The sequence below is a fragment of the Isoptericola sp. Y541 genome, assembly GCF_059445465.1.
The window spans coordinates 353,858-379,492 of sequence record NZ_JCAIUJ010000003.1; the positions used below are offsets into that span (position 1 = coordinate 353,858).

A 25,635-nucleotide genomic window follows, 5' to 3' on the forward strand; every position below is an offset into this window, starting at 1 on the left:
CGTGCGGGCGGCGGTGTGCCGCCCCCACGACGGTCACTGCGTGATCTCGTCCCACCCGTCGGTGAGCTGCGTCGACAGCTCGGGAGCGTCGATCTCCTGCGCCAGGAAGCGCTGGTAGGCCGGCGTGGCCACCGTGTCCTTCCACTGCGCGTACGAGTCGGCGAACAGGTACGGCGCCGAGACGAAGTGCTGCCCCGAGGACAGGATGGTGCTCCAGCCGTTCTCGTCACCGAGCTCGTCGGCCATGAGCTCCTGGGCCGACGTGGTCGCCGGGATCAGCGCGTCCGCCTCGTTGAGGGCGGCCAGGTTGTCCGCCTCCGTGAAGAACTCGATGAACTCGGCCGACTCCTCCACGTGCTCCGAGTCGATGTTCACCGACAGCGTCTGGGGGTTGGCGGCCTGCCCGGCGCCCTCGGGCCCGGCGAGCGGCGGCAGCACCACCCAGTCGAGGTCCTTCGGTGCGTCCTTGGCGATGTTCGCCGCCTGGAACGAGCCCTGCACGGTCATCGCCGTCTGGCCGGCGTAGAACGAGGCGATCGCCTCCGAGCCGGACTGGGTGAGGGTGACGGGCAGGATCGACTTGTCGTCGTACGCCATCGTGTTCACCAGCTCCGGCAGGGCCATCTCGCCCTCGCCGATCGTGATCTGGGCGTCGGCACCGGTGCCCGAGAAGTACTGGCCGCCGAAGCCCGGGGCCATCGTCATGAAGGTCGCGGTCGGGCTCGACAGGCCCCAACCGAGGCCGTACGTCTTGCCCTGGGTGGTGGCCTTCGAGATCTCGCGCAGCTGGTCCCAGGTCATGGTGTCGCCGGTGGGGATCTCGACCCCCGCGTCCTCGAGCAGCTTCTTGTTGGCGAAGACCATGTAGGACTGCAGCTCCGTCGGGTACGCGACGACCTGGTCGTCGACCGTCACCGACTCGAGCACGCCCTCGGGGATGTCGGCGCGACGCTCGTCGGACATGTACTCCGACAGGTCCGCGAGGTAGCCGTCGCGGGCGAAGGGGACGATGCTCGCGGCCTCGTAGTGGATGATGTCCGGCGCGGCGCCGCCGTTGAACTGCGTGATGAGCTTGTCGTAGACACCGTCCCAACCGGTGGGGACGATCTCGACCTGCACGTCGGGGTGGGCGTCGTTCCACTCCCCGACGATCGTCTCGGTCGCCTCGATGGCGGCCGGCTGGTCGGACAGGGACTGGAACTTCAGCGTCACCGGGCCGCCGTCCCCGTCGCCGCCACCGCTGCAGGAGGCGACGAGCAGGGTGGTGACCGTGAGGCATGCGGCGATGGACACTCCACGCGTCTTCATGGGTCTGCCTTTCGGATGAGGTGGTGCCGGGTCGGGTGGTGGGGAGCAGGTGCGGGGCGGTCAGCCCTTGACGGCGCCGGCCATGAGGCCGCCGGTGAGCTTCCTCTGCATGATCGAGAAGAAGACGATGCTGGGGATGGCCGCCAGGAACGAGCCGGCCGCCAGCGGGCCGAGCGCGACCTTGCCCTCGCCGCCGATGAACGACGTCAGCGTGATCGGCAGCGTGTAGTTCTCGGGCGACTGGAGCAGGACGAGGGCGAAGAAGAACTCGTTCCACGACGAGACGAAGCTGAACATCGCGGTGGCGACGATGCCGGGCGCGAGCAGGGGGAACACGATGCGGCGCAGCACCCGTACCCGGTTCGCGCCGTCCATGGAGCCGGCCTCCTCCAGCTCGACCGGGATGCCGGCGACGTAGCCCTGCAGCATCCACAGCGCGAACGGCAGCGTGTACGTGGTGTGCACCAGCGTGAGCCCCACGAGGCTGTCCGTGAGGTTCATGGTCCGCAGGATGAGGAACAGCGGCAGGATCAGCAGGATCACCGGGAAGACCTGGCTCACCAGGATCCAGCCGACCCCGGCGATCCGGAACGCGCCCTTGAGCCGGGCGAGCACATAGGCCGCCGGCATCGCGATGAGGATCACCAGAAAGGTCGAGGTGAGCGCGACGACGAGGCTGTTCGCGGCCGAGCTCACGAGCCCCTGCCGGGCGAGCGCGTCGGCGTAGTTCTCCCAGTGCCACTGGGACGGGATCAGGCTCACGGTGAGGGAGTTGAGCTCCGCGGAGGACTTCACCGACGCGGAGATCAGCCACAGCAGCGGGAACCCCAGGAAGACGATGTAGCCGGCCAGGGCCACGTACTGGGCGGGGCGGACAAGTGCGCGCATCGGCTCAGCCCTTCTGCACGGCGCGGTCGTCGCGGAACTGCGACCGCAGGTAGACGGCGAGGAGGAGGACCACGACCACCACGAGGACGACGCCCATCGCGGCGGCGTACCCGATGTTGCGGTTCTTGAACGCCTCCAGGTAGGTGAAGAGCATCGGCAGCATGGTGCGGCCGCCCGGCCCGCCCTCGGTGAGCACGTAGACCAGCGAGAACGAGTTGAAGTTCCAGATGAAGTTCAGCGACGTGATCGACGCGACGATGGGTCGCAGGCTCGGCCAGGTCACCGCGGTGAACCGGCGCCACGCGTTCGCCCCGTCCATGGAGGCCGCCTCGTGCAGCTCCCCCGGGATCTGCTGCAGGCCGGCGAGCAGCGTCACGGTGGTCTGGGGCATACCCACCCAGACGCCGACGACGATGACGGCCGGCAGCGCGGTGGAGAAGTCGGCGAGCCAGTTGATGTCGTCCGGTAGCCCGAGCGACCCGAGGAACGCGTTGAGCGGCCCCGCGTTCGGCGAGTAGATCATCTTCCACATGATCGCCACGACGACCGGCGGCATCGCCCACGGGATCAGCGCCAGCACGCGGGTCAGCCCCTGCAGGCGGAGCCCGGAGTTCAGCAGCTGGGCGAGGCCGAGAGCGAGCACGAGCTGCAGGATCGTCACGGACACGGCCCAGATGAGGCCGATGCGGAACGAGTCCCAGAAGAACGAGTTGCCGGCGAGCCGGACGAAGTTGTCGACGCCCACGAACTCGTATTCCGGGTGCCGCACCAGGCGCGCGTCGGTGAAGGCCAGGGCGATGCCGATGACGAGCGGCGCGACGCTGAGCACCAGGATCGGCAGCAGCGACGGCATCACCAGGGCGGCGGCCTCGCGGCGGCGGCCCCGCTCCAGCCCGCCGCGGCGGCGGACGGGACGCGCGGCCGCGCCCGGAGTGCGGGTCGCGGGGCTCGTCGGGGTGGTGGGGGCGGTCATCGAGGGCTCCCCTCTGTCGTCATATCGGCGGTCGCGGCGGTCCCGGCGGTCGCGGCGGTCGTTGCGTCGGTCGTTGCGTCGGTCGTTGCGTCGGGCGTTGCCGTCGACTCCCGCACCAGCAGGCGCGGGCCGATGGCGACGTGCTGCGCGGGCGCCTCGTCGTCGTCCAGGCGGGCGAGGATGACGCGGGCGGCGGCGGCCCCGCGCTCGGCCGAGCCGAGGGAGACGCTCGTCAGGCTGGGCTCGTAGACGCGGCCGAGCTCGGTGTCGTCCATGCCGGTGACGGCGACGTCGCCCGGGACGGCCAGGCCGAGCTCCCGGGCGGCGCGGACGGCGCCGATGGCGAGCAGGTCGTTGGCCGCGACCACGGCGTCGAGCCGGGAACCGTCCGCGGAGGGCGCCAGGAGGGCGCGGGCCGCGCGCAGCCCGGCCGCGACCGTGAAGTCGTCGGCGGTCTCGACGACGACCCGCTCGGCGGGGAAGCCCGCCGCACCGGTCGCGGCGTCGAAGCCGCGCTGCCGGGCGCTACCCGGCGTCGTGTCGAGCGGGCCGTTGAGGAACCCGAGGCGGTGGCGCCCGGCCTGCACCAGGTGGTCGACCGCCTGGCCGATGCCGCCCGCGGAGTCGGTCGACACGGAGTCGATGCTGTCCTCGTCGAGCGCCCGGCCGATCACGACCACGGGCACGGGCGCGCGGCGGAGCTCGTCGACCAGGGCGTCGTCGGTGCGCAGCGGGCTGATCACCAGGCCGTCGACGAACCCGCTGCCGAGGCTGCGCACCAGATCCGTGGTGCTCTCGGCGGTGTCCCCCGTGGACATGACCACCACCCGGTACCCGTGCGGCGCGAGCACCTCGTGGATGGCCGTGAGCATCTCGACGTAGACGGGGTTGCCGATGTCCGCGACGGCGAAGGCGACCTGGAAGGTCTTGCGCATCCGCAGGGACCGGCCGGTCACGTCGGGGCTGTACCCGAGCTCGTCGGCCGCGGCGCGCACGCGCTCCATCATGGCCGGGCTGGCCCCGGTGCCATGCAGTGCCCGCGACGTCGATGCGAGGGAGACCCCGGCGTGCCGGGCCACCTCGATCAACGTGGCGCGTGATGACGTCACTGTCGCTCCACCTTCATCGTCGACGGCAATTGGAATCGTTTCCAGACCCGTCCCCACAGCATCGCTGGAAACGTTTCCGGAATGCCGTCACTCTGGCACTCGGCCCGATCCGATGTCAAGGCGCTGTGACGCGGCCCGGGGGACGGCTCCGGGGCCGGCCCGGGACCCGCTCGGGCATGGCTCCGGCGGGTCAGGCGCGCTGCGCGGGCGCGACCTCCGCGGGGTCGTCGGGGCCGTCGTCGGGGCCATGGTCGGTGCCGTCGTCGGGGCCGGTCATGGCGGTGACGGTGTCGGCGTGCGCCTCGACCAGGGCGTGGTCGTGGGAGATGAGCAGCACACCGGTCCCGGCGTCGGCCCGCTCGGTCAGCAGGCGCATGATGGCGCGGCTGGTGGCCGGGTCGAGCATCGCGGTGACCTCGTCCGCCACGAGGAAGTCGGGGTCCAGCGTGAGGGCGCGCGCGAGGGCGGCCCGCTGGAGCTCGCCGCCGGAGACCTGGTGCGGGTGCCGGTCGAGCAGGTCCCGGCCCAGCCCGACCTGTGCCGCGAGGGCGGGCAGGTCGGGCGCGGGCCTGCCGGACAGGCGGGCGGGCAGGGCCAGCGAGCGCGCGAGGGTGTGCCGCGGGTCGAACGCCTGGGACGGCTCCTGGTGGAGCCAGGCGATGCGCCGGCGCGTGGCTCGCAGGTCGCGCCCGCGCAGGCGGGTGACGCACCGGCCGTCGAGGTAGACGTCCCCGCTGTCCGGGGCGCGCAGCAGGGTGGCGATGGCCGCCAAGGTCGACTTCCCGCAGCCCGTCGGCCCGGTCAGGCCGTGCACCTGCCCCGGTTCGACGGTCAGGTCAAGACCGGTCAGGACCCGCTGGCCGGGGTAGGAGGCAGTCACGCCGTGCAGTGCCAGGCCCGCCGTGGTCCCCCGCGGACGGCTCCCGTCGTGGGGCGGGCGGCCCGCACGTCGCCCGGGCCGTGGCGTGGTTGTCGGGGCCAGGCGCTCACGCACCGAGCCGGTCGACACGGGCCCGGCGGGATCCATGACGGTGACGGCGTCGGCGAACCGGCGGGCAAGGTCGTGGTCGTGGGTGACGAGCAGGATGCCGTGCCCGGCGTCCGCGGTGGTGCGCAGCATCTGCCCGACGAGGACCGCGGCGTCGGGGTCCAGGCCGCGCGTGGGCTCGTCGGCCAGCAGCAGCGGCGGGTGCCAGGCGAGGGCGGCCGCGAGGGCCGCGCGCCGGATCTGCCCGCCGGAGACCTGGTGCGGGTAGCGGTCCAGCAGCGCGGGATCCAGGCCGACGGTGAGGGTCATCTGGTCGAGGTGCTCGGCGACGGTCGCGGGGGTCATGTGCGGGTGGCCGGGCAGGAGCCGGCGGCGCCGTCCGGCAGGGCGGGTGAGGATCTCCGCGAGCTGGGCCCGCAGGGTCCGCACCGGGGTGAAGGACGCCGCGGCGTCCTGCGGCACGTAGCCGATGATCGAGCCGCGCACGGTGGCGAAGGTGTCCTCGGTGGCGGACAGCAGGTCGACGGCCTCGGTCGGCGTGGTCAGCGTCGCCGTGCCGGCGGTCTCGGCCCCGGGGGGCAGCGTGCCGGTGAGGGCGCGCAGCAGGGTGCTCTTGCCCGCCCCGGAGGGGCCCACGACGGCGTGGAGCTGCCCGGGGGCCACGTGCAGGCCGGCGTCGTCGAGCACGCGCACGCCGTGGATGCGGGCGTGCAGCCCGGTGACGGTGATCGTGGTCGGCCGGTCAGACGACATGCGGGTCCTTGCGTCGCAGGGCCGCGGCCAGGGTGATCGTGGCGACGACCAGCAGCGCGATCGGCACGGCGAGGGTCCACCAGGCGCCGCCGAGGACGGACTGCTGGGCGAGGTTGATCAGGGAGCCCAGCGAGGGCTGGTGCGGGGCGAGGCCGAGACCGAGGAACGTCAGGGTGGTCTCGTGCCAGATCGCGTGCGGCACGAGGAGCGCGCCGGCGATCGTGATCTGGCTCAGCACGTGCCCGCCCACGTGGTGCCTGAGCACCTGCGGGCGGGTGTAGCCCTGGCTGAGCGCGGTGCGGACCCAGGGTCGTTCCTTCAGCGTCAGCACGTGCGCGCGGGTGAGGCGGGCGGTGTGGTTCCAGTGCGTGAGGGCCACGACGAGCACGACCGTCCAGAGGCTGCCCCGCCAGACCGACGCGATGACGATGCCGAGCAGCAGGTGCGGGACGGCGGTGAAGGCGTCGATCGTGCGGGACGCGACCTGGTCGACCCGCCCGCCGACGAGCGCGATCGTCGCCCCGATGATCGCCCCGACGACGGTGGCCACCCCGGCCCCGAGCACCGCCGCGAGCAGGGAGATCCGCAGCGCCTGCGCGGAGCGGACGAACAGGTCGCGGCCCGCGACGTCCGTCCCGAAGGGGTGCTCCCAGGTGGGGGCGGTGAGCCCGCCGAGGTAGTCCACGGAGTTCCGGCCGGCGCCGCCCCACCAGCCGAAGCGGGCGGCCAGCAGCGGGACGGCCAGCGCGTAGAGCACGACCAGTCCGAGCACGGCGACCGCGGCCCAGCGCTGCCACCCGCGGGCGGCCGCGGCCTCCAGCCCGTGCGTCGTGCCCGGGGCACGCCAGGCGATGCCGGTGGCGCGACTGGACGCATGGGTGTCGACCGAGATCTCGGCGTTCGGGCGCTCAGAGGTCATCGCCGCTGACCCGGGGGTCGGTGAGGATGAGCGCAAGGTCGGCGAGCAGGTTCCCCGCCAGCACGACGGCGGTGAGCAGCACGCTCACACCCGCCAGCAGCGCGAGGTCCTGCCCGGTCGCGGCGCCGGTCAGCGCCTGCCCGAGTCCGGGCCAGGCGAACACGGTCTCGACGAGGGCCGCGCCCGCGACGACCTCGGCCAGGCGTGACCCGGTCAGCGCGATCAGGGGCGTCACCGCCATCGGCAGCACGTGCCGGAGCGTGACGGTCTGCCGGTCGACGCCGCGCAGACGGGCGGCCAGGACGCTGTCCGACGAGCGCGCCTCGACCAGCGCGGTGTTCAGGTGCAGCATCATCCAGGGCACCTGGCCGAGGCCCACGGCGACGGCCGGCAGCAGCAGATGCGTGGCGACCGAGGCCGGGGTCAGGGGGTCGCCCGGGGCGGTGAGCCCGCCCGCGGGCAGCCAGCGCAGCGCCAGCGAAAACACGAGCATGAGCCCGAGGCCGGTCACCCAGGCGGGCAGGGCGGACAGCGTCCAGGCGGCCCCCCGGAGCACGGCGGCCGCCACGCCGTGCGGCCTGCGGGCGGCGGCCACCGCCATCGGCGCCGCGATCGACATGCCGATGACCAGGCCGGCGCCCATGAGCAGCAGCGTCCAGGGCAGCCGCGCGACGAGGACGTCCAGGACGGGGCTGCGCAGCGTGGTGGAGTCCCCGGCGTCCCCGCTGAGAAGGCCCTGCCACCACCCGAGCCAGCCCTGCCACCAGGTGCCGCCGTCGAGCAGGGCGGCGATCGCCGTGCGGGTGGCTCCGCCGGCGAACTCCTCCCGGGCACCGAGGAACCCCGTGGCGGCGGTGGCGGGGGCCAAGGAAGCCAGGAGGAACACGAGCGCGCTGACGCCGCCGAGCAGGGGCACGGACCATGCGAGGCGACGGGCGGTGACCTGCATCATGGTGCGCCTTCGCGACGCGACCCTTGGCGTGGCGCTCGACTCGGCCCTGGGCGCGCGGGCGGTCGTCGTCACGACTGCCCTGTCCACTGGTCGACGTTCCACCAGGGGCCCCACGCGACGCCGTGCTCGTGGGGCTCGACGACGTGCTCCACCCCGGCGTACCGGTCCAGGCCGGACGCGACGTAGGTGTGGTCGAGCACGGCGAGCGCGAGGAGCGGCGGGTCGTCGTGCAGCAGCTGCTGCACCTGCTGGTACATGGCGGCGCGGCTCGTCGGGTCCGGGGTGGTCCTCGCCGCGTCCAGCAGCGCGTCCACGTCGGGGTTGGCGTAGCCGGACGGGTTCGAGTACGGGTCGTCCGGGTCGTAGGCCGCGTAGTCCGAGTGGAGCAGGGAGTAGACCTGCGTGTCCGGGTCGTAGGGCTGGTCCCCTCCCCCGAGGACGAAGGCCTTGTCGTTCATCTGCGCCGCCGCGGTCGGCCGGTCGACGGCCTCGACGTCGACGGTGACCCCGATCTTCTCCAGGTCGGACGCGACGGCCATCGCCAGGTCGCGGCGCAGCGTGTCCTCCGCGAAGTACATCAGCGAGAACTGCAGCGGCTCGCCGTCCTTGGCGCGCACCCCGTCGGCGTCCTTCGCCCACCCGGCGGTGTCGAGGAGACGCTCCGCCTCCTGGGGCTCGTAGGCGTAGGAGACCGAGGCGTCGTAGGCCTCGCCCTGGGCGGGGGTGAAGGGGGTGGCGATCGGCGTCCCGTAGCCGCGGAGGATGCCGTCGACCATGTTCTGTCGATCGACGGCCAGGTTGAGCGCGTACCGCACGCTCGGGTCGGTGAAGGCCTCCACCCCCGGCGGGAGGGTGATGCCGCGGTAGTCGGCGGTCTCGTTCGTGTACACGGTCAGGTTCTCGTCGCCGTCGAGCGTCTGCGCGGCGCGGGGTGAGACCTGCGCGCCGTCGAACTCCCCCGCCACGAGCCGCTGGACCCGCGCGTTCTCGTCCGGCACGAAGGCGATGACGATGCGCTCCACCGCGGGGCTCTGCCCCTCGGGCCAGTGCTCCTCGTTCGCGGTGAGGACCAGCGAGTCCCCGTGCCGCCACTCGTCGAGCCGGTAGGGGCCGCTCCCGACGGGCTCCTGGTTCAGCGAGGAGTCCACGATCGTCCCGGACAGCTTCTCGCTCGGGGCGATACCGACGGTCAGGGTGCTGGGGAACGGCGCGTAGGGCTCGCTGAGCGTGAACTCGACCGTGGTGTCGTCCAGTGCCTCGACGTCGTCCACGAGATCGAAGGTCCCGGCGAGCGGCGACCCGTACTTCGGGTCGACGACGGCCCGGTAGGTCGCCGCGACGTCGTCCGCCGTGAGGTCGGTCCCGTCGTGGAACTGCACGCCCTCGCGGATCGTCACCGTCCAGCGGGTGAGGTCGGCGTCGGGCACCGGTTCGCCCGCGGCGAGGTCCGGCTCGATCACCCCCTCCGGGTCGATGTCGTACAGGCCGTCGTAGATCTTCGACGTGATCCCGAACATGTAGTCGAGAGGGTTGAGCGACTCGTACTCGTTCGTCTCGGCCAGCCGCAGCGTCGACCCGTCCCCTCCCGACGCGGCCTCGCCGCGAGGACCGTTCGGCGCGGCCGGGTTGGTGCAGGCGCCAGCCGCCAGGACGAGCGCAGCGGCCAGCGCGGTGACGGGCAGCCGTGGTGGTCGCATTCTGGGTGGGTCCTCACACTCGGTCGGGGTCGATCCGACGACTGACCCCGGGGGCCGTGAGCAGATGGGTCGAGCGCTCCGTCCAGGCCTTCGACGGTAAGCGAGGGCGGAGGCTCGCGCACTTGCGCCCGGCTGGGGCGCCCGTCGGTGACGTACAGGACGTCGGCCAGGCTGCAACGGAGTCGGCGTGCGCGACGTCGACCCACCAGCGCGACGTGCCGCGGCGGAACCCACGAGGTAGCCGCCCGAATCTCTGGGCGTCCCTGACGGGGTTTCGAAACATCCAGAACCCGATTCTGAGCGACTCCAGAATAGGAGAGTTCTGACGAGCCGGGCGTTGTTGTCGGTATATTCGACGGATGCCGGATGAGCCCGCACCTGAACAACGGGCTTCCGCTGCCAGCAGCGACTGGGCCGTGGGTCACGGCATGACTACCCGCACGCGCCGGGTGCTGGTGACGAGTGTGCTGGCCGTGCCCTCCCGGCATGTGCCGAGGTCTTCTGCGAACCGGGCCGGCACACCGTCGCCAATCCGCCGTCAGATGCGCCGTCACGGACTCATCCTCTGTCTCACACCTCTACATCGTTCCGAGGCGCCCGGGTGCAACATCGGTTCTTGTTGATCCTCGACAGGTCGGCGAGGCGGCGCAGAACTGATCGTTTGTGCACGTTGAGCCAGAGCAGGCCGGCCCAACTGCGGGACGTGGCGCAGCGGCGAGCTCGGGTGCCGAGGACGCAAGGGTTGGCCGTCTGCCGGGTGCGGGCGGAATGGGTCCGGGTGAGGGTGGTGGTGTTCGCGTCGAGAAGTGGCGTGCACCCCTAGACCAAGGTCGGGAGTGCTCGTGCGCGCTCTCGGACGGGAGCGATCCATGTTCTTTCATCGCCAAGCGTTGCAGCACCAGGCCAAGCCCGAGAAGCCGGACGCCGTGTATGCCCGCAAGCTGCAGGAGGTGCTGGGCGGGCAGTACGGCGAGATCACCGTCGCGATGCAGTACGGCTTCCAGTCGTGGAACGCCCACCTGCCGGGCAAGTACCGCGACCTGCTGTTCGGCATCGGGGCCGAGGAGTTCGGGCACGTCGAGATGCTCGCCACGATGATCTCGCAGCTGCTCGAGAAGGCGCCCATGGGAGCCGTCGAGGGCGCCGTGCAGGACGACCCGACCGTCGCCGCGATCGTCGGCGGCACCGACCCGCAGCAGGCGATCGTCGCCGGCGCGGGAGCCCGCCCCGTGGACTCGAACGGCAACCCGTGGTCCGCAGGCTACGTGACGGCCAGCGGCAACCTGCTCGCCGACTTCACGGCCAACGCGAATGCGGAGATGCAGGGGCGTCTGCAGGTCGCCCGGTTGTACCACATGACCGACGACCCAGGAGTCAAGGACCTCCTGTCGTTCCTGCTCGCGAGGGACACAATGCACCAGAACCAGTGGCTCGCCGCCGCGCAGGAGCTGCGCGACGAGGGCGTCGAGGAACTGCCCGTGCCCAGCACGTTCCCCCTCGGCAAGGAGGACCGCGACGTGGCCTACCAGTACATCAACTTCTCCGACGGCGAGCACGCGTCCGAGGGGCGATGGGCGAGCGGCCCGACACCGGACGGCAAGGGCGAGTTCGAGTACGTGGCCGAGCCGCCCGCGGGCGTGCCGATGCCGCCTCCCACCAAGCCGGACGAGCGGCTGCACGGGACGACCGGCAAGCCGTCGGGTCTGGAGAAGGCTGCCGGCATCGTCAAGGACGCGTTCCACAAGGAGTAAGGACTACCGCCACGCCCGGGTCCGGCCGGGGACTGCTTGCCGTGAGGAGGCGGGGTGTCGTCGCTCGCCGCTGCGGGCTGTGAGCTGTCGACGTCGGCCTCGCCCGCACGGTCGAGCAGATCCCCGGCCCACCACGCTGCCCGGCAGGTGGCTGTACGAGGGGTCTGCTGCACGGATAGGTGACAGCGGATCTCAGGCGGCGAGTGCGACCTGAGTGGTCATGATGGCTTCGTACTCGATGGGGGTCAATCGTCCGAGACGCTGCTGGCGGCGGCGGCGGTAGGTCCGTTCGATCCAGGCGACGATCCGGATGCGCAACTCGTCCCGGGTGGTCCAGCGACGCCGGTCCAGGACGTTTTTCTGCAGCAGCGAGAAGAAGGACTCCATCGCCGCGTTGTCGCCCGCGGACGCGACCTGCCCCATGGACCCGACCAGGCCGTGGGCACGCAACGCGGCGAGGAATTTCCTGGAGCGAAATTGCGATCCGCGGTCCGAGTGCACGATGCATCCGGCCACCTCGGCGCCCTCGGCGCGGCGCCGGGCGCCGGCGTTCTCGAGCGCTTGGACGGCCAGGCGCGACTTCATGCGGTCGCTGATGGAGTAGCCCACGATCCGGCCCGAGTACACGTCCTTGATCACGCACAGGTAGACCTTGCCCTGCGCCGTGGGGTGCTCGGTGATGTCCGTGAGCCACAGCTCGTTCGGAGCCGAGGTAGTGAAGTCCCGCCGCACGAGGTCGTCGTGCGCGGGAGGGCCCGGCTTTTTGCCGCCCTTGGACCCGCGCTTCTTGCCGAACACGCTCCACCAGCGCCCGTCGCGGCACAGCCGCCACATCGTGCGGTCGCACGCGCGGCGGCCGGCGTCGCGGGCCTCGTCGGCCAGCAGCCGGTAACCGTACTCCGGGTCGTCGGTGTGGGCGTCGAACAGGGCATTCGCGAGATGCGCCCGCCCGAGCTCTCGGTCGGTGATCGGGTTGGCGAGCCACCGGTAGTACGGCGCTCTGGCGAGGTTGAGCACCCGGCAGGTCACCGCGACGGGGATACCGTCGGCGGCGAGCTCACGGACCAGCGGATAGCTCATTTCCCGGCAGGTGCGCCTGGGCGAAGTACGCCGCCGCGCGGCGCAGCACCTCGTTCTCCTGCTCCAGCAGCCGCACACGCTTCCTGGCTTCGCGCAGCTCGGCCGACTCCGACGCGGTCACGCCGGGCTTGGAGCCGTCCTCGACATCGGCGGCGGCCTGCAGCCAGTTGCGCAGGCACGACTCGCTGATGCCGAAGTCTTTCCTGACCTGCTTGATCGGGGCCTCGCCCTTGCGGGCGATCGCCACGACGTCGTCGCGGAACTCCTTGGGATGGGGTCTGGGCACGGGACACATCCTTCCAGCAGCACCCGCAGGCACCACAGGTCAGGTGTCACCTATCCGTGCAGCAGACCCCGGGTCGCGCACCGGGCCAAGGCAGGCGATGTGCACTAAGCGCGCATTCTGTGGCAGAGTCCTTCGCCACAGCGGCACCGCAAGGGCGCCGCTCGATAGCAACGGAGGTCACTATGCCCGCATGGCTCATCCTCATCCTGGTCGGTGTCGTGCTCCTGATCCTGGGGCTCGCAGTCCAGGCCGCTCAGTTCCTCATCTGGGTCGGTGTCGCGGTCCTCGTCATCAGCCTCGTCCTCGGGCTGGTCCGCCGCAGTCGCACCTGATCCCGTGGCGACCCCGCGCCACGCCAGGCAGGCTTCGAGGCCCACACCTCGATCCACAGGGAGCCGGCCGCCGTCCTCGCCAGCCTCCATCGTCCGCCCGGAGGCCCAGTCGCAGGGGTAGCGCGGTCAGCCCACGGCCCGCAGCGGGGCACACGGCGCCCGGGGACCGCTCGTCGAGCGGTCCCCGGGCGCGCCGGGTTGAACACGTTGAGCTCAGGAATGAGCCTGGCGGCCATCCCGTCGCGCCCCGGCGGAAAACCTCTCCTGTGAGATCCCGTGCTCGTCCGTAAGGTCCCACAACTCCGCGTCGGACACTCCCATTTCGCCAGTCACTCGCGCATCCTCACACCTCGATCGTCGGGGCCAGACGCGCTGCTCGGTGACCAGCCCGGACTGCCACGACGTCAGTCGAGCAGGCGCGGCGCCGAGAGCGCCCGGGCGACGAAGGACCGCACCTCGGCAGCGAGTTCCTCGTCCTCGGGCGCGTCTCCCCCGAACCCGCCGTGCGGCATCCCCTCGAACACGTGCAGCTCGGCCTCGACGCCCGCGGCCCGCAGCCGACGGTGCATGCGCACGGTGTTGGACAGGAACAGGTCCCGCGTGCCCGTCTGCAGGAACGTGGGCGGGAAGCCGGCGAGGGCGCCGAACAGCGGCGAGAGGTACGGGTGCGCGAGGTCTGCGCCCGCGGCGTACAGGGCGTTGACCTCGCGCAGGCTCGCCAGGGCGAGGTCGTGCGGGGCGTTGGTGACGAACGAGTCCCCCGACTCGGTGAGGTCGACCTCGGGCGTCAGCAGCACGAGGGCGCCCGGCATCGCCAGCCCCTCGTCCCGGGCGCGCAACAGCAGCGCGGCCGCCAGGTTGCCGCCCGCCGACCCGCCGGCCACGACGACGTCGCCCGGGTCACGCTCGGTCAGCAGCGCCCGGTAGACGGCGATGGCGTCGTCGAGGGCGGCCGGGTACGGGTGCAGGGGCGGCATCCGGTAGTCAACGCCCCACGCGACGAGCCCGGTGCGGACCGCTGTGGTGGCCGCCGACGCACGGCACACCTCCCCGGCGCCGTACAACAGCCCGCCGCCGTGCAGGTCCAGCACCACCGGACCGTCCGGGTCCGCGCCGTCGGGACGCTGGAGGTACGTCGTCACGCCCGCGACGTCGCGCTCCCGTGTCGTCACCGGTAGGCCGTCGCGCACCACGGCGGTGCGGAACCATTCGTCCACCTCGGCCACGAGCCGCAGCCAGCCGTCGCGGTCGCCCGGCGCGGGGTACGAACGCGGCTCCGCAGGCCGGTTCGCGGCCAGCCCGGCGAGGTAGCTGCGTGCCTCGACGCTCACGCTGACGGGCAGCACCGTGCCCGGGGCGGCGTCCGGGACCGCCCGGCCGGTCACCGCTCGTCCTCGGCGTCCGCGCCCCCGTCGGCACGGACGCCGACCCGCACGCCGCACTCCCACGACTCCCCCGGCGCCAGCACCGGCGCGCCGCCGTGCGGCAGGCCGCGCTCCGGGCCCACCAGCGGCGCGTTGGCCGGCTCGACCCCGAGCACCCACGAGCCCGCCGCGGGCCACAGCCACGAGTACAGGCGCGGCATCGTGTCCGCGCGCCACTCGACCACGACCTCCGGCGCCCCCGTCGCATCTGCTCCCACCGAAGGTCCCGACGACGCCCCCGCCGGCAGCCCCGTCGGGCCCACGACCGCACGCGCAAGGCCACGGTCGGGCCGAACCCGCGGGTGCTCGGCGACGACGGGCACCGCCCCGGGTGCCGGCCCGGGGAACGTCACCGCGTCCCGGCCGGGCGGGAGCGGCTCCGCGGGCACCGGCTCGTCCGCGTCCGCCCGCAGCCGCGAGCCGGGCACCAGCACCGCCGCGCCGAGATTCACGTGGTAGAGCAGCGGCACGCCGACCGGAGCGTCGCCGACGTTGAGGACCACGTCACGCACCTCCACCCAGGGGCGTCCGGTGGCCACGACGATCTCCCGGCCCACCACCACCCGCGCGCCGTACAGCGTCGTGTGCGCGACGGTGCCGGACACGTGCACCTCCAGCTCGCCGCCCGCGTCGCCGTCGGCGCCGCCAGCACCGTCAGCGCCGTCAGCGCCGTCATCGCCGTCAGCGGACCGCTCGCGCCACCACCGCACGTCGTGGGCCGGCGTCAGGTGGTGGGTACCGTGCTGGCCGGCCTCGCCGCGCGGCGGCCCGATGTTGTCCGGCCCGCAGGTGGCGAGCAGCCCGCCCAGAAAGCGGTCCTCCCAGCCCCGCCCCGCGCCGGGGTCGCCCGGGTGCGGCGAGCGCCAGGCGATCGGCACGCCCGCCCACCAGGCTGCGCCGAGGTCCAGGCCCCGGTCGGGCAGCACGTCGACCGAGAGCCCGCCGGCCACCCGCACGACGAGCGCCCGCTCGCCCCCGGCCGTGACCGCCTCGTCCACGGACGCGAGCGCGTCGGGCAGGGCGGCGCGCCCGTCGTCGAGCAGGCGCGCCCAGCCGGCGGCGCGGTCCCCGCCCCCGCCGCTCGCGCGATCCCGCACGCTCATCGCTCCCGCACCTCCCCGCCCACGACGTCGTACGTGCGCCCCTGCACGACGAGCCCCTCCAGCCGGGCGTCCGGGTCGAGGTCGCCGACGCACCCACCGGCCGTGACCGTGCCGTCGAGGGCGACGTCGACGCCGAACACGCCCGCGAGCACCAGCTCGCACCACGCGCCCGCCGACGAGCAGGACCAGTCGATGAGGTACGGCGGCTGCGGGGGCGTCTTGCGCGCGCCGCCCGCGACGGGCTCGACCGCCTCCTCGACGAAGTGCGCCTGCCCGGGCGGGCCCTGGTTGGCGGTGCGGGCCAGGCCGGGCAGCCACTCGAGCACCGCCTCGGGGTGCCCGAGGGCGATCGCGGCCCGCGCCGAGTCGGCCGGCCACGCCGGGTACGCCCCGTTCCACTGGTGGTCGGCGCGCACGGACCAGCCGGCGTCGTCGTCGAACGGCGACAGCGCGCGCATCCACGACGGCGTGCGCAGCTCGCGGACGAAGAACTCGACCATCGCGTCGCGCTGCGCGGCCGGGACGTCGGCCGCGATGGTGGTGCCGACGGTCGCGAAGTCGTAGCAGTGCCGGGTGGCCACGAGCGACCCGTCGGGCTGCCGGGCGTGGAAGAAGCCCTCGCCCGGCACCGCGAGGTCGAGCACCCTGGGCAGCAGGTCCGCGGCCTCCGCGCGCAGCCGCGCGGCGTCGTCGTGGCGCCCCTGCAGCTTGCTGATCCGCGCGGCCGTGCGCAGGTTCCACACGTTGGCGGCGTTGAGGCTGGCCACCTCGTGCACGTAGGAGCTCACGCACTCGAGCAGGTTGTCGACGTCGCCGTAGTCGGCCAGCCCGGACCCGGAGGCCGAGCGCAGCCCGTGCCACGCCGTGGCCCACGCCCGCACCTCGTCGCCCATGGTCGACGTGCGCCCGTCGGGCGTGGTCACCTCGGCGTCCAGCAGCTGGTGGTCGCCGTGCAGGCGCAGGTAGTCGTGCACCAGCCGGGTCATGGCGTAGTGGTTCACCGAGTACCAGTAGCCGACGGGCCCGCCGGTGAGCCACTCGGTGCCGAAGTGCTTCTCGATGTCCAGGCCCACCCAGTGCTCCACCTGACGCCGCATCACCTGCGGGTCGAGCAGCGCGTGCACCATCGAGCTCAGGGAGTAGTCCCAGATGAACGTGGTGGTCTGCCAGTAGCGCGGCATGAGGGTGTCGTAGGTGCGCCCGAGGACGGACGCCGGGTTGTCGCGGCGGAACCACAGCACGCCGACGGCGCCCCACCAGTACAGGCGGCGTAGCGCGTCGTCGGTCGTGACGAGGCGCGGCAGGCAGCCGCCGAACTCGTCGTTGCCGGGCGTGAACAGCGCCTCGATCTCGGCGTCCCAGGTGCGCCTTGAGGCCTCGACGGCGCCGGGCACGTCGGCCGCGACGCGGTCGAAGGCGGCCGCCGCCTCGTCCGCGGTCCGCGCGATCGTGTGCACGTAGGCCAGCCGCACGGTGCCGCCCGCCGGGACCTCGCGCACCAGCTCGGCCACGCGCGGCGAGCCCCCGTCGTCGACGTCGGCGCCGTCCTCGTCGACCAGCCCCTGCACGCTGACCGCCGACCCGTCCTCGGGCCGGCCCACCCGCCGGGCGCCCTTGCGCCCGAGACCGTTCGTCGCCTGCGGCGGGGCGCCCGCCAGCCAGGGCTCGCCCGCGCAGGTCACGGTGGAGTCGAGCCACGCGCCGAGGCGCAGCCGCCGCGCTTCGCCGGTGGTGTCCGTGACCTCGACCCGCACGGCCACGCCCGGCTCCCCCGGCGGGCACACGGCCACGGTGCGCACGTCCCAGCCGTCCACGACGGTGCGCCGCTCCACCCGGTCGGGCCGCCACCGCACCTCCACCGGCCGCCCGAACGACCGCACCAGGCGCCCGCCCAGGTACAGCTGGCCGCTGATGCTGTCGCCCTGCGAGACGGGCGGCACGTTGAGCGAGCGGACGGCCAGGACGTCGTGGTCCACCTGGGCGGTGGCCCAGTGGTTCGTCAGCCCGGGCGGGTTGATCATGTCGTCGAACCGGTCGGTGACCAGGTCGGACGCGAGGTCCTCGACGGTCGGGACGGTGCGCGCGGTGGCGGGGGCGGCGGTGCTCATGCCGGCTCCTCGGGGAGCGCGGCGGCCAGGCGGGCGCTGAGCCCGCCGTCGACCTTGAGGTCCGCGCCGGTGACGAACGACGCCCGGTCGGAGAGCAGGAACTCGACCACCTCGGCGACCTCGCGCGGCGTGGCGACGCGGCCGAGCGCGTGCGCCCGACCCCACTCGGCCACGACGTCCTCCGCGGGCCGGTCGCCCGCGAAGAGGCCGGCGGCCCAGCGCAGCATCGGGGTGTCGACCGACCCGGGGCTCACGCTGTTCACGCGGATCCCCTCGGCGGCGTGGTCCACCGCCATCGCCCGGGCCAGCCCCAGCAGCGCCGTCTTGCTGGCGGTGTAGGCGGCCACGCCGGTCTGGGTGGCGTACGCCTGGGCCGAGGAGACGACGACGATCGCGCCGCCGCCGTTCGCCCGCACCAGCGGCACCATCGTGCGGCAGGTGTGGAACGCGCCGCCCACGTTCACGTTCATCACCTCGGCATACGTGCCGGGGTCGGTCTGGTCGACGGTGCCGTAGCGCTGCACGCCGGCCGCGCAGACGACGGCGTCGAGCGCGCCGTGGTCGGCGCCGACGACGCGCGCAGCCTCGTCGAGCGCCCCCGGGTCGGACACGTCCAGCGCGAGGCCGACGAAGCTGCCGGGCCCGGACGCGTGCCGCGCGGCGGCGGCGTCGAGCGCGTCGCCGTCCCGGTCGATCCCGACGACGGTGGCGCCGAGCTCCACGAGCAGGTCGGTGACGCCGCCGCCGATGCCGGCCCCGGCCCCGGTCACGACGGCGGTCCGGCCGGTCCAGGGGTCCGCGGCCCGCCCGGGTACGGCGGTGGTGAGGTCGGGCATGGTGGTGCTCCTCCGGCGGGTTGTGGTTGCGGGTCAGTACTGGCCGAGCGCGAGCCCACGGGTGAACGCGCGCTGGGCGAGCAGGAACAGGACGACGGTGGGAATGGAGACGATCAGACCACCGGCGAGCACGGTCGGCATCGTCGACCCTCCGTACGTGCTCTGCAGCGCGGACAGCGCCGTCATCACGGGCCGGGTCTCGGCGGACTGGGTGAGCGTGAGGCCCAGCAGCAGGTCGTTCCAGATGAGCGTGGACTGCAGGATGAAGATCGCCACGAGGGCGGGCACCGCCATGGGCAGGTAGATGCGCCAGAAGATCCGCCACGTCGAGGCGCCGTCCACCACGGCGGCCTCGAACACGTGATGCGCCACCCCCGAGAAGAAGTTGCGCATGACGAACGCCGCGAACGGAACCGAGATCACGGTGTAGACGAGGATCATCCCCGTGCGCGTGTCGTACAGGCCCGTCTCCACGTAGCCGAGGAACAGCGGCATCAGCAGCATCTGCATCGGGAACACCGTGGACGCGAAGATCACGACGAACCACACGAACCCGTGCTGCAGGCGCAGCGCGACGATCGCGAACCCGGCGGCGGCGCCGACGATCACCGCGATAGCGGGCGCCACGATCGCGTACAGGGCCGTGGACGCGATGCCCGCGGAGATGTCGCCGCGGGTCCACGCGGCGGCGGCGTTCTCCCACAGTCCGTCGAGCCCCGCGGGGCTCCACACGGACAGCACGCCGTACTGGTCGTTGGTCTTCGCGGCGTTGACGACCATGAGGTAGACGGGCGCGAGCCAGATCAGGCCCAGCACCACCAGGACGGTCTTGCGGACGCGGTCCGCCGTCACGGCTCTCATCACGACTCCCGGGCGCCCGACAGCTGTCGGCGCAGGTAGAGGACGGACGCCGCGACCGTGACCACGGTGAGGAACACCGCGACGGCGGCCCCCAATCCGTAGTCGTTCTCGACGAACGTGTCCTTGTACATGGTCAGGGCGAGCGTCTCGGACGAGATCCCGGGGCCGCCCTTCGTCATCGCCCAGATGATGTCGAACTGCTTGAGCGACCCGACGATCGACAGGCCCACGACGACGGTGGTCAGCGGCGTGAGCATCGGCCACGTCATGGTGCGGAACATCGTCCAACCCGACGCGCCGTCGAGCCGCGCGGCCTCCAGCGGCTCCTTGGGGATCGACTGCAGGCCGATCGTGAACAGCAGGGCGTTGACGCCGGCGCCCTGCCAGGTGGCCGCGCCGATCATGACGATCGTGTTCAGCGGGGCGTCGAGCAGCCAGCGCGGCGGGTCGGTCACGCCGAACAGGCCGAGCGCCTCGTCGAGGGCGCCGCCCGTCTGCAGCACGAACGTCCAGATGACACCCACCGCCACCCCGGAGATCGCGTACGGCAGCAGGAACGGCAGCCGGTACCAGAACGACCCCTTGAGGCCGTAGGCGAGGACGGCGATCAGCAGACCCAGGCCCACCGGCAGCACCAGGGTGCCGACCACCCACAGCAGGGTGTTGCGCAGCGAGCCCAGGAACCCGGCGTCGGTGAGCATCTCGGTGTACTTGGCCAGGCCCACCAGCTCGGGGTCGCCGAGCCCGTTGTACTCCGTGAGGCTCAGGTACGACGTCCAGACGAACGGCAGGTACAGCAGCAGCGCCACGACCAGCACGGCTGGCAGCGCGAACCCGCGCGCCGACCAGCGGTACGGGGCGCGCGGCCTGCGGTCCGGGCGTGCTGCGCTCGCCGGCGGCCGCGGGGGCGCGACGGTGGCGGCGGTCATGGGGACTCTCCTTTCTCCGCGCGCCGCATCAGCCCTGCTCGGCCCAGTACGTGTCGGCCTCGTCCTGGAGTCGCTGCAGCCCCTCGCCCGGCTCGGGCGCGTTGGTGACGAAGTCCCCGAAGATCTCCGTGGACAGCGTGTAGACGGGCAGCGGGTTCGCCTCGAGGTAGCGCTGCTGGACGGTGAGGTCGCCCGCGTCGACCTGGTCCACCAGGTTCTGCAGCTCGGGGTCCTCGACCTTCACATGCGGGTTGAACGAGGGCTCGCCCCGGTCGCCCGCCCAGGCCTCCTGCGCCTCGTCGGTCATCCACCAGGAGCTGTACTCGAGCGCAGCCTCCTCGTTCTCGGAGCCCGCGCCCACGCACAGCGGGCCGGTCTCGAGCACCATCTGGCCGTCCGACGCGGGGTTCATGCCCGGCATCGGGAAGATACCGTAGTCCTCGCCGGACTTCGCCCCGACGTCGGTGAGCTGGCCGGTGAGGAACGTGCCGAAGTAGGCCATAGCCACGTCGCCGTTCTTCAGCATCGTCTGCGGGTCGGTGGTGATGCCCGGGTCGTTGAAGTAGCCGGCGTCGATCATCGACTTCCACTGGTCCATCACCTCGACCACCTCGGGGTCGAGGTACGAGGCGTCACCCGTCTGCAGGCCCTGGTAGACCTCCGGCGCGTTGCCGGCGAGGAGCGCCTGGAACCAGACGAACTCGAAGATGATGTTCATCTGGTGGAACGGCGTCACGCCGTCGGCCTGCAGCGTCTTCGCCGCCGTCATCAGCTCGTCGAAGGTGGTCGGCACCTCGAGGTCGTGCTCCGCGAAGACCTTCTTGTTGTAGTACATCGCCCAGTAGGCGACGTTGAGCGGCACGCAGTACTGCTCGCCGTCCACGGTGTAGTTGTCCTTCAGCCCCTCGGGCACGAGGCCGTCCGCCTCGGCCTGGGCCCACAGGTCGGTCGTCTCGGCGACCATGCCCTGGTCGACCAGCTCCGCCAGGGCCGGCCCTGTGTGCCAGGTGAACAGGTCGGGCACCTTCTTGGTGCGGAACGACTGCTTGATGAAGCTGTCGTACGCGGTGGAGTCCGAGTAGCCGGTGAACTCGAGCGTGCGCCCGTCGGCCGCCGACGTCTCGTTCATCGCGTCGAAGCTGGGCTCCCACGCGGCCTTGTCGGTGTAGAAGCCGAGCGTGACGTCGCCGCCCTCGCCGCCACCGTCGTCGTGGGAACAGGCCGCCAGGCCGAGGGCCAGGGCCGTCGCCGTGGCGCCGGCCAGGATCCGGGAACGCTTCATGGGTCTCACTCCGTCGTGATGGGGGTCGTGGGTCAGTGCCTGACGTCGAGCGTGATCTCGACGAACCGGGGCCGATAGATCGAGACGTCCGCGTACAGGTCGTCCGGATCCACCGAGTTGACGTTGTAGGTCACCAGGAGGGTGTCGTCGTCGCGCAGCTCCGGGTGCTCGTGGGCGTTGTAGGCGATGACGTCCGGGTCGCCGTACGTGCCGGCCGCCCCGACCTCGGGCATCCGGTGGATCGTCGTGCCGCCCGTGAACGGGCCGGTCGGCGAGCACGAGACGTACGCCTTGATCTCGTCGCTGAAGGGCACCGAGGTGTCCTGCGTGACCAGCAGCCAGCCGTCGTGGAACGGCGTCACGCTGTACTCGTTAGCGACGCCCGGCAGCACCCGCGCGGACGCGGACTCCTCCCGCACCCAGCGCTCGCCGTCCCAGTAGCGCCAGCGGTCGGTGTCCGCGAGGTCGCCGCCGAGCACGGTGGCGACGTGCATGAACTTCTCGCCGCCCTGGTCCTCGACGCCGTAGACGAGCACGTGTCCGCCCGAGCGCTGGTACCAGGAGGCCCACTGGATGCCGGCTGACGAAGGCAGCGGGTCGATCGACGAGACCTGCCAGGTGTCGGTGTCGAGCGTCGCCACCGACGACCCGCTCCACCCCCAGTCCCAGGTGCCCTCGCCGAAGCGGGCGAACTCGAGCACGCCCACCTGTAGGTCGCCGGGGCGCGTGGTCAGGCCCGCGCCGAACCAGTGCCACGCGCCGTCCGGCTCGGGGCCCACGACGGACTCGGGAGCGTCGGGCGTGCCGCCCGTCACGGTCGACAGGTCGTCGCCGTCCTGCAGCACGATCGAGTTGTTGAGGAAGGGCGCGGTCTCCGGCCGGCTGCCGTCGGCGTGGACCGGGCCCAGGAACGTGTCGGAGAAGATCCACGCGAGCGAGCCGTCGCGCAGCGGCACCGAGTAGGTGCTGTCCGCGCCGGTCCAGCCGGCACCCGTGTCGGCGTAGGCGGTGAACATGTCGCCGAGCGGCGACGCCACCCCGGCCGTCGCCTCGACGCTCGCGCCGGCGAGGGAGCAGCCGTCCCGGCCGGCGGGCACCTGCCGCCCCTCGACCGGGGGCTTGGCGGTGGCGGCGGTCGCGCCGGCGCTCAGCACCAGCGCGCCGGCCACCGCCGCGGCGGCCAGGCGCCCCGTGCGGCTGGGTGCAGTTCTCGTTGTCGTCATCGTCCTCACTCCGTCGTGATCGCGTGGCAGGTCGTGCGCGCGCCGTGGGCGCTTGCGGGCAGATCTTGGGCAGTCGCAGCCCCGTACCCCGACCGGGAGCCGGGGCACCCGGTCTAGGGCTTGTCTAGGGCCGTTGGTTCCTCGATGGCGCCCACGACCTCGGTCAGGTGCGCGTGCATGAGGTCGGCGGCGGCGTCGGGCCGCCCCTCGGTCACGAGCCGGACCAGCTCGGCGTGCTCCTCGAAGTCCGACTCGGGGTCGCCGTGCAGGGCGAGGATCCGCCGCTGGTCCTCGGCGTGCAGGAGCAGGATCACGTCGAGCACCTCGGACAGGATCGTGTTGCCGGCGGCGTCGGCGATCGCCCGGTGCAGGTCGATGTTGACCCGCCACAGGCGGTCGGACCCGTTCTCCAGGCAGTCGCGCGCCTCGGCCAGGAGCACCGCCAGCCGGGTGAGGGCGACGGGCTCACGGACGACCGCCGCCTGCCGCGCGATCGCGGGCTCGATCACCGCGCGGGCCCGGACGAGCTCGACCAGCCGCCCCCGGTCGGCGGGCGGCGCGACCGCGTTCGCCAGGACGCTGCGGTGGTAGTTCTCCCCCACGTAGATGCCGGACCCGTGGCGGAACGACAGAACTCCCAGGCCCTCGAGCCGCCGCAACGCCTCGCGCATCGTGGGCACGGCGACGCCGAACCGCGCCGCCAGTTCGCGCTGCGGGCCGATGCGGTCGCCCGCGACGAGCCCTTCGTCCCCGATCATCCGGATCACCGCGTCGGCGAGGCTCCCGCTGAGCGTGGGGCGTGCGACGTGCCCCGACTCCGTCGTCATGAGAAGTGATCTAATCACTTACCGAGACGGATGTGAAGCCCGATCCGGAGCCCCACGCGCTCGCTGACCCTCACCGAGACGCAGCTGGCGAAGCTCGGCGAGGCCCTCGCCCCGTGGTTCGCCCGCTGGGCCACGCTGCGCGAGCACCTCGGGCTGCGGGCGCCGCTCACCCGCCGCGTCGCCGCCCGGAATCCCCCGGCCCACCGGAGCGTTCACGCAGGGCGCCCACCCGCGCACGCAACGACAGCACCCCAGGAGGCCCCGTGAGCATCACCCCCGACCTGTCCGTGGACGAGGTCCTCGACAACCCGCAATGGTCGTCGCTCACGGGCGCGCACGCGCACCTGGCGGAGGGCAACGAGCTGGTGCTGCGTTACCCGGTCGACGTGTCGCCCTTCGCCGCCGTCCGCTCGTGGGACGACCCCGAGGTGTGGGACGCGATCGTCGACGTCGCGGGCCGCGGCGCCGACTTCCCGGGCCCGCCGGCCGACGTGACGCTGCCCGCGGGCTGGGAGCGCCTCTTCCTGGTTGAGGGCGTGCAGCTCGTCGAGACGGACCGCCTGCGCACCGGACCGGACACCGAGGCCGTCGAGCTGGGCGCCGACGACGTGCCGGACATGCTCGACCTCGTCGAGCGGTCGCGGCCGGGCCCGTTCCTGCCCCGCACGTACCTCATGGGCCGCTACGTCGGGATCCGGCGCGGCGGCCGCCTGGTGGCGATGGCCGGCGAGCGGCTGCACCCCGCGGGCTCGACCGAGATCAGCGCCGTGACCACCGACCCGGACCACCGCGGCCAGGGCCTGGCAACCCGCCTCGTGCTCGACGTCGCCCACCACGTCCGCGAGCGCGGCGACCGGCCGATGCTGCATGCGGCCGGCAGCAACACCCACGCGATCCGGCTCTACGAGAACCTCGGCTTCCGGCTGCGCAGCCGCACCACCTTCGGCGCGGTGCGCACGCCGGAGGCCTGAGACCGGCGTCCTTCCCGGAGAGCGGGCGTACCGCTCAGAACGCGTACCGGCTCACGTCCTCCGGGTGGATGACCAGGCGGACCTGGTCCTCGGCCAGGATGCCGGCGAGGCCGGCGGCGCGGGTGGGGTCGTCGAGGTCCCAGGAGCGGGCAGCCAGGCGAGAGGCCAGGTCGTGGGCTCCGTCGAGCTCGACCGGGACGCTGCCCGCGACCGCCACCCAGCTGGCGTCGGCGCTCATGTCGGTGCTCGTCCGGGTCCTCCCGGTCGGCGTCGGATCAGAGCGCGAGCACGTCGAACGACGGTTCAGCCGACCGACCGGCGGTGGCGCTCGGCGAGCTCCTGGTACTCGATCGCGTTGCGGCGCACGCGCTCGGCGCCCTCGGGGTCGAGCTCCCCGCGGTCCTTCGCCGGGACGCCGACGGCGAGGTGCCCGGCCGGAATCTCCTGGCCCTCGCGCACGAGCGCGCCGGCCGCGACGAACGCGCCCTCCCCGACGACGGAGTTGTTGAGCAGGGTGGCGCCCATCCCGATGAGGCTGCCGTCGCGCACGGTGGCGCCGTGGACGATCGCTCCGTGCCCGACGCCCACCCCCGCGCCGATCGTCGTGGGGACGCCGGAGTCGGTGTGCACCACGCAGTTGTCCTGGAGGTTGGACCCCTCGCCGAGCTCGATCGTGTCCATGTCGCCGCGCAGTACCGCGCCGTAGAACACGCTCGCGCGCGGCCCGATGCGGACGCGGCCGATGACCGTCGCCGTCGGAGCGACCCACGCCGTGGGGTCGATCTCAGGGGTATGACCGTCGAAAGGGAGCACCGTCGCCATGCCCGGGACCCTATACGTTCCGCGTGGGTGCGTACCGACGTCGCGAATTCTGCGCTTCGCAGCCCGTGACGCGAAGTGGTCACTACGTCGCCGAGGCGCGGTCGAGGGCCCGGCGGCCGGGGATGGCCGCGTCGAGCTCACGCATGTACTCCTCCTGCCGGCGTCATTCATGCTGGACGGGAAGGCGACGCGCGGGAACGAAGGTCGTCCCTG

General features: G+C 72.7%; 23 protein-coding genes. 3 read left to right on the forward strand and 20 right to left on the reverse strand.

Annotated elements, in window-relative coordinates:
• Positions 1-33 precede the first annotated feature (33 nt).
• From AC1C2V_RS10045 to AC1C2V_RS10080, 8 genes are all read right to left on the reverse strand, one after another.
• Positions 34-1,308, reverse strand: coding sequence for an ABC transporter substrate-binding protein (locus AC1C2V_RS10045; RefSeq protein ID WP_495389452.1), 1,275 nt, complete (start codon positions 1,306-1,308; stop codon positions 34-36).
• A 60-nt stretch (positions 1,309-1,368) separates the two neighbouring features.
• Complete coding sequence (locus tag AC1C2V_RS10050) at positions 1,369-2,196, reverse strand: carbohydrate ABC transporter permease (RefSeq protein WP_495389453.1); 828 nt, start codon at positions 2,194-2,196, stop codon at positions 1,369-1,371.
• Between the two features lie 4 nt (positions 2,197-2,200).
• Complete coding sequence (locus AC1C2V_RS10055; RefSeq protein WP_495389454.1) at positions 2,201-3,169, reverse strand: carbohydrate ABC transporter permease; 969 nt, start codon at positions 3,167-3,169, stop codon at positions 2,201-2,203.
• On the reverse strand, positions 3,166-4,278 hold the full coding sequence (locus AC1C2V_RS10060; protein WP_495389455.1) for a LacI family DNA-binding transcriptional regulator: 1,113 nt from the start codon (positions 4,276-4,278) through the stop codon (positions 3,166-3,168). Before AC1C2V_RS10060 ends, AC1C2V_RS10055 begins: the two co-directional genes overlap by 4 nt.
• A gap of 190 nt (positions 4,279-4,468) precedes the next feature.
• Complete coding sequence (locus AC1C2V_RS10065) at positions 4,469-6,019, reverse strand: ABC transporter ATP-binding protein (RefSeq protein ID WP_495389456.1); 1,551 nt, start codon at positions 6,017-6,019, stop codon at positions 4,469-4,471.
• The gene (locus tag AC1C2V_RS10070) at positions 6,009-6,938 is read right to left on the reverse strand and encodes an ABC transporter permease (RefSeq protein WP_495389457.1); all 930 of its coding nucleotides are present in this window, start codon (positions 6,936-6,938) and stop codon (positions 6,009-6,011) included. Before AC1C2V_RS10070 ends, AC1C2V_RS10065 begins: the two co-directional genes overlap by 11 nt.
• Positions 6,928-7,890 carry an ABC transporter permease gene (locus AC1C2V_RS10075; protein ID WP_495389458.1) on the reverse strand — a complete coding sequence of 321 codons (963 nt, stop codon included), beginning with the start codon at positions 7,888-7,890 and terminating at the stop codon, positions 6,928-6,930. The genes AC1C2V_RS10070 and AC1C2V_RS10075 overlap by 11 nt, the downstream gene beginning before the upstream one ends.
• A gap of 68 nt (positions 7,891-7,958) precedes the next feature.
• Positions 7,959-9,587, reverse strand: a complete 1,629-nt coding sequence (locus tag AC1C2V_RS10080; protein ID WP_495389459.1) for an ABC transporter substrate-binding protein — start codon at positions 9,585-9,587, stop codon at positions 7,959-7,961.
• An 869-nt stretch (positions 9,588-10,456) separates the two neighbouring features.
• Between AC1C2V_RS10080 and AC1C2V_RS10085 the strand changes: the two genes are divergently transcribed.
• Positions 10,457-11,338, forward strand: a complete 882-nt coding sequence (locus tag AC1C2V_RS10085; protein WP_495389460.1) for a manganese catalase — start codon at positions 10,457-10,459, stop codon at positions 11,336-11,338.
• A gap of 192 nt (positions 11,339-11,530) precedes the next feature.
• Here AC1C2V_RS10085 and AC1C2V_RS10090 read toward each other — a convergent pair.
• Positions 11,531-12,704, reverse strand: a protein-coding gene (locus tag AC1C2V_RS10090; protein WP_495389461.1) for an IS3 family transposase whose coding sequence is annotated in 2 segments (ribosomal slippage) — positions 11,531-12,421 and positions 12,423-12,704 — 1,173 coding nt in all. Because the reading frame shifts where the segments join, the coding sequence is not laid out codon by codon here.
• 182 nt (positions 12,705-12,886) lie between these two features.
• Here AC1C2V_RS10090 and AC1C2V_RS10095 point away from each other — a divergent pair.
• Positions 12,887-13,036 carry a hypothetical protein gene (locus tag AC1C2V_RS10095; protein WP_495389462.1) on the forward strand — a complete coding sequence of 50 codons (150 nt, stop codon included), beginning with the start codon at positions 12,887-12,889 and terminating at the stop codon, positions 13,034-13,036.
• A 404-nt stretch (positions 13,037-13,440) separates the two neighbouring features.
• Here AC1C2V_RS10095 and AC1C2V_RS10100 read toward each other — a convergent pair whose 3' ends face one another.
• The 9 genes from AC1C2V_RS10100 to AC1C2V_RS10140 all read right to left on the reverse strand — a co-directional run bounded on the left by AC1C2V_RS10100 (position 13,441) and on the right by AC1C2V_RS10140 (position 23,629).
• Positions 13,441-14,421 carry an alpha/beta hydrolase gene (locus AC1C2V_RS10100; RefSeq protein ID WP_495389463.1) on the reverse strand — a complete coding sequence of 327 codons (981 nt, stop codon included), beginning with the start codon at positions 14,419-14,421 and terminating at the stop codon, positions 13,441-13,443.
• Positions 14,418-15,563 (reverse strand): DUF4432 family protein, encoded by a 1,146-nt coding sequence (locus AC1C2V_RS10105; protein ID WP_495389464.1) that lies wholly within the window; start codon positions 15,561-15,563, stop codon positions 14,418-14,420. The genes AC1C2V_RS10100 and AC1C2V_RS10105 overlap by 4 nt, the downstream gene beginning before the upstream one ends.
• On the reverse strand, positions 15,560-17,671 hold the full coding sequence (locus AC1C2V_RS10110) for a hypothetical protein (RefSeq protein WP_495389465.1): 2,112 nt from the start codon (positions 17,669-17,671) through the stop codon (positions 15,560-15,562). The genes AC1C2V_RS10105 and AC1C2V_RS10110 overlap by 4 nt, the downstream gene beginning before the upstream one ends.
• On the reverse strand, positions 17,668-18,507 hold the full coding sequence (locus AC1C2V_RS10115; protein ID WP_495389466.1) for an SDR family oxidoreductase: 840 nt from the start codon (positions 18,505-18,507) through the stop codon (positions 17,668-17,670). The genes AC1C2V_RS10110 and AC1C2V_RS10115 overlap by 4 nt, the downstream gene beginning before the upstream one ends.
• Positions 18,508-18,540: 33 nt before the next feature.
• Positions 18,541-19,368 carry a carbohydrate ABC transporter permease gene (locus tag AC1C2V_RS10120; RefSeq protein WP_495389467.1) on the reverse strand — a complete coding sequence of 276 codons (828 nt, stop codon included), beginning with the start codon at positions 19,366-19,368 and terminating at the stop codon, positions 18,541-18,543.
• Positions 19,368-20,297, reverse strand: coding sequence for a carbohydrate ABC transporter permease (locus AC1C2V_RS10125; protein WP_495389468.1), 930 nt, complete (start codon positions 20,295-20,297; stop codon positions 19,368-19,370). The genes AC1C2V_RS10120 and AC1C2V_RS10125 overlap by 1 nt, the downstream gene beginning before the upstream one ends.
• Before the next feature lie 28 nt (positions 20,298-20,325).
• Positions 20,326-21,579: an ABC transporter substrate-binding protein gene (locus AC1C2V_RS10130; protein ID WP_495389469.1), complete on the reverse strand. Its 1,254-nt coding sequence runs from the start codon at positions 21,577-21,579 to the stop codon at positions 20,326-20,328.
• Between the two features lie 32 nt (positions 21,580-21,611).
• Positions 21,612-22,802 (reverse strand): DUF5005 domain-containing protein, encoded by a 1,191-nt coding sequence (locus AC1C2V_RS10135; protein ID WP_495389470.1) that lies wholly within the window; start codon positions 22,800-22,802, stop codon positions 21,612-21,614.
• A gap of 113 nt (positions 22,803-22,915) precedes the next feature.
• Positions 22,916-23,629 carry a FadR/GntR family transcriptional regulator gene (locus AC1C2V_RS10140; RefSeq protein WP_495389471.1) on the reverse strand — a complete coding sequence of 238 codons (714 nt, stop codon included), beginning with the start codon at positions 23,627-23,629 and terminating at the stop codon, positions 22,916-22,918.
• Between the two features lie 263 nt (positions 23,630-23,892).
• Between AC1C2V_RS10140 and AC1C2V_RS10145 the strand changes: the two genes are divergently transcribed.
• Entirely contained in the window at positions 23,893-24,600 is a 708-nt protein-coding gene (locus tag AC1C2V_RS10145) for a GNAT family N-acetyltransferase (protein WP_495389472.1), read from the forward strand.
• Between the two features lie 34 nt (positions 24,601-24,634).
• On the opposite strand, the gene AC1C2V_RS10150 is transcribed toward AC1C2V_RS10145, so the two are convergent.
• Entirely contained in the window at positions 24,635-24,838 is a 204-nt protein-coding gene (locus tag AC1C2V_RS10150; RefSeq protein WP_495389473.1) for a hypothetical protein, read from the reverse strand.
• A 65-nt stretch (positions 24,839-24,903) separates the two neighbouring features.
• Positions 24,904-25,422, reverse strand: a complete 519-nt coding sequence (locus AC1C2V_RS10155) for a gamma carbonic anhydrase family protein (RefSeq protein WP_495389474.1) — start codon at positions 25,420-25,422, stop codon at positions 24,904-24,906.
• Positions 25,423-25,635: the final 213 nt, after the last annotated feature.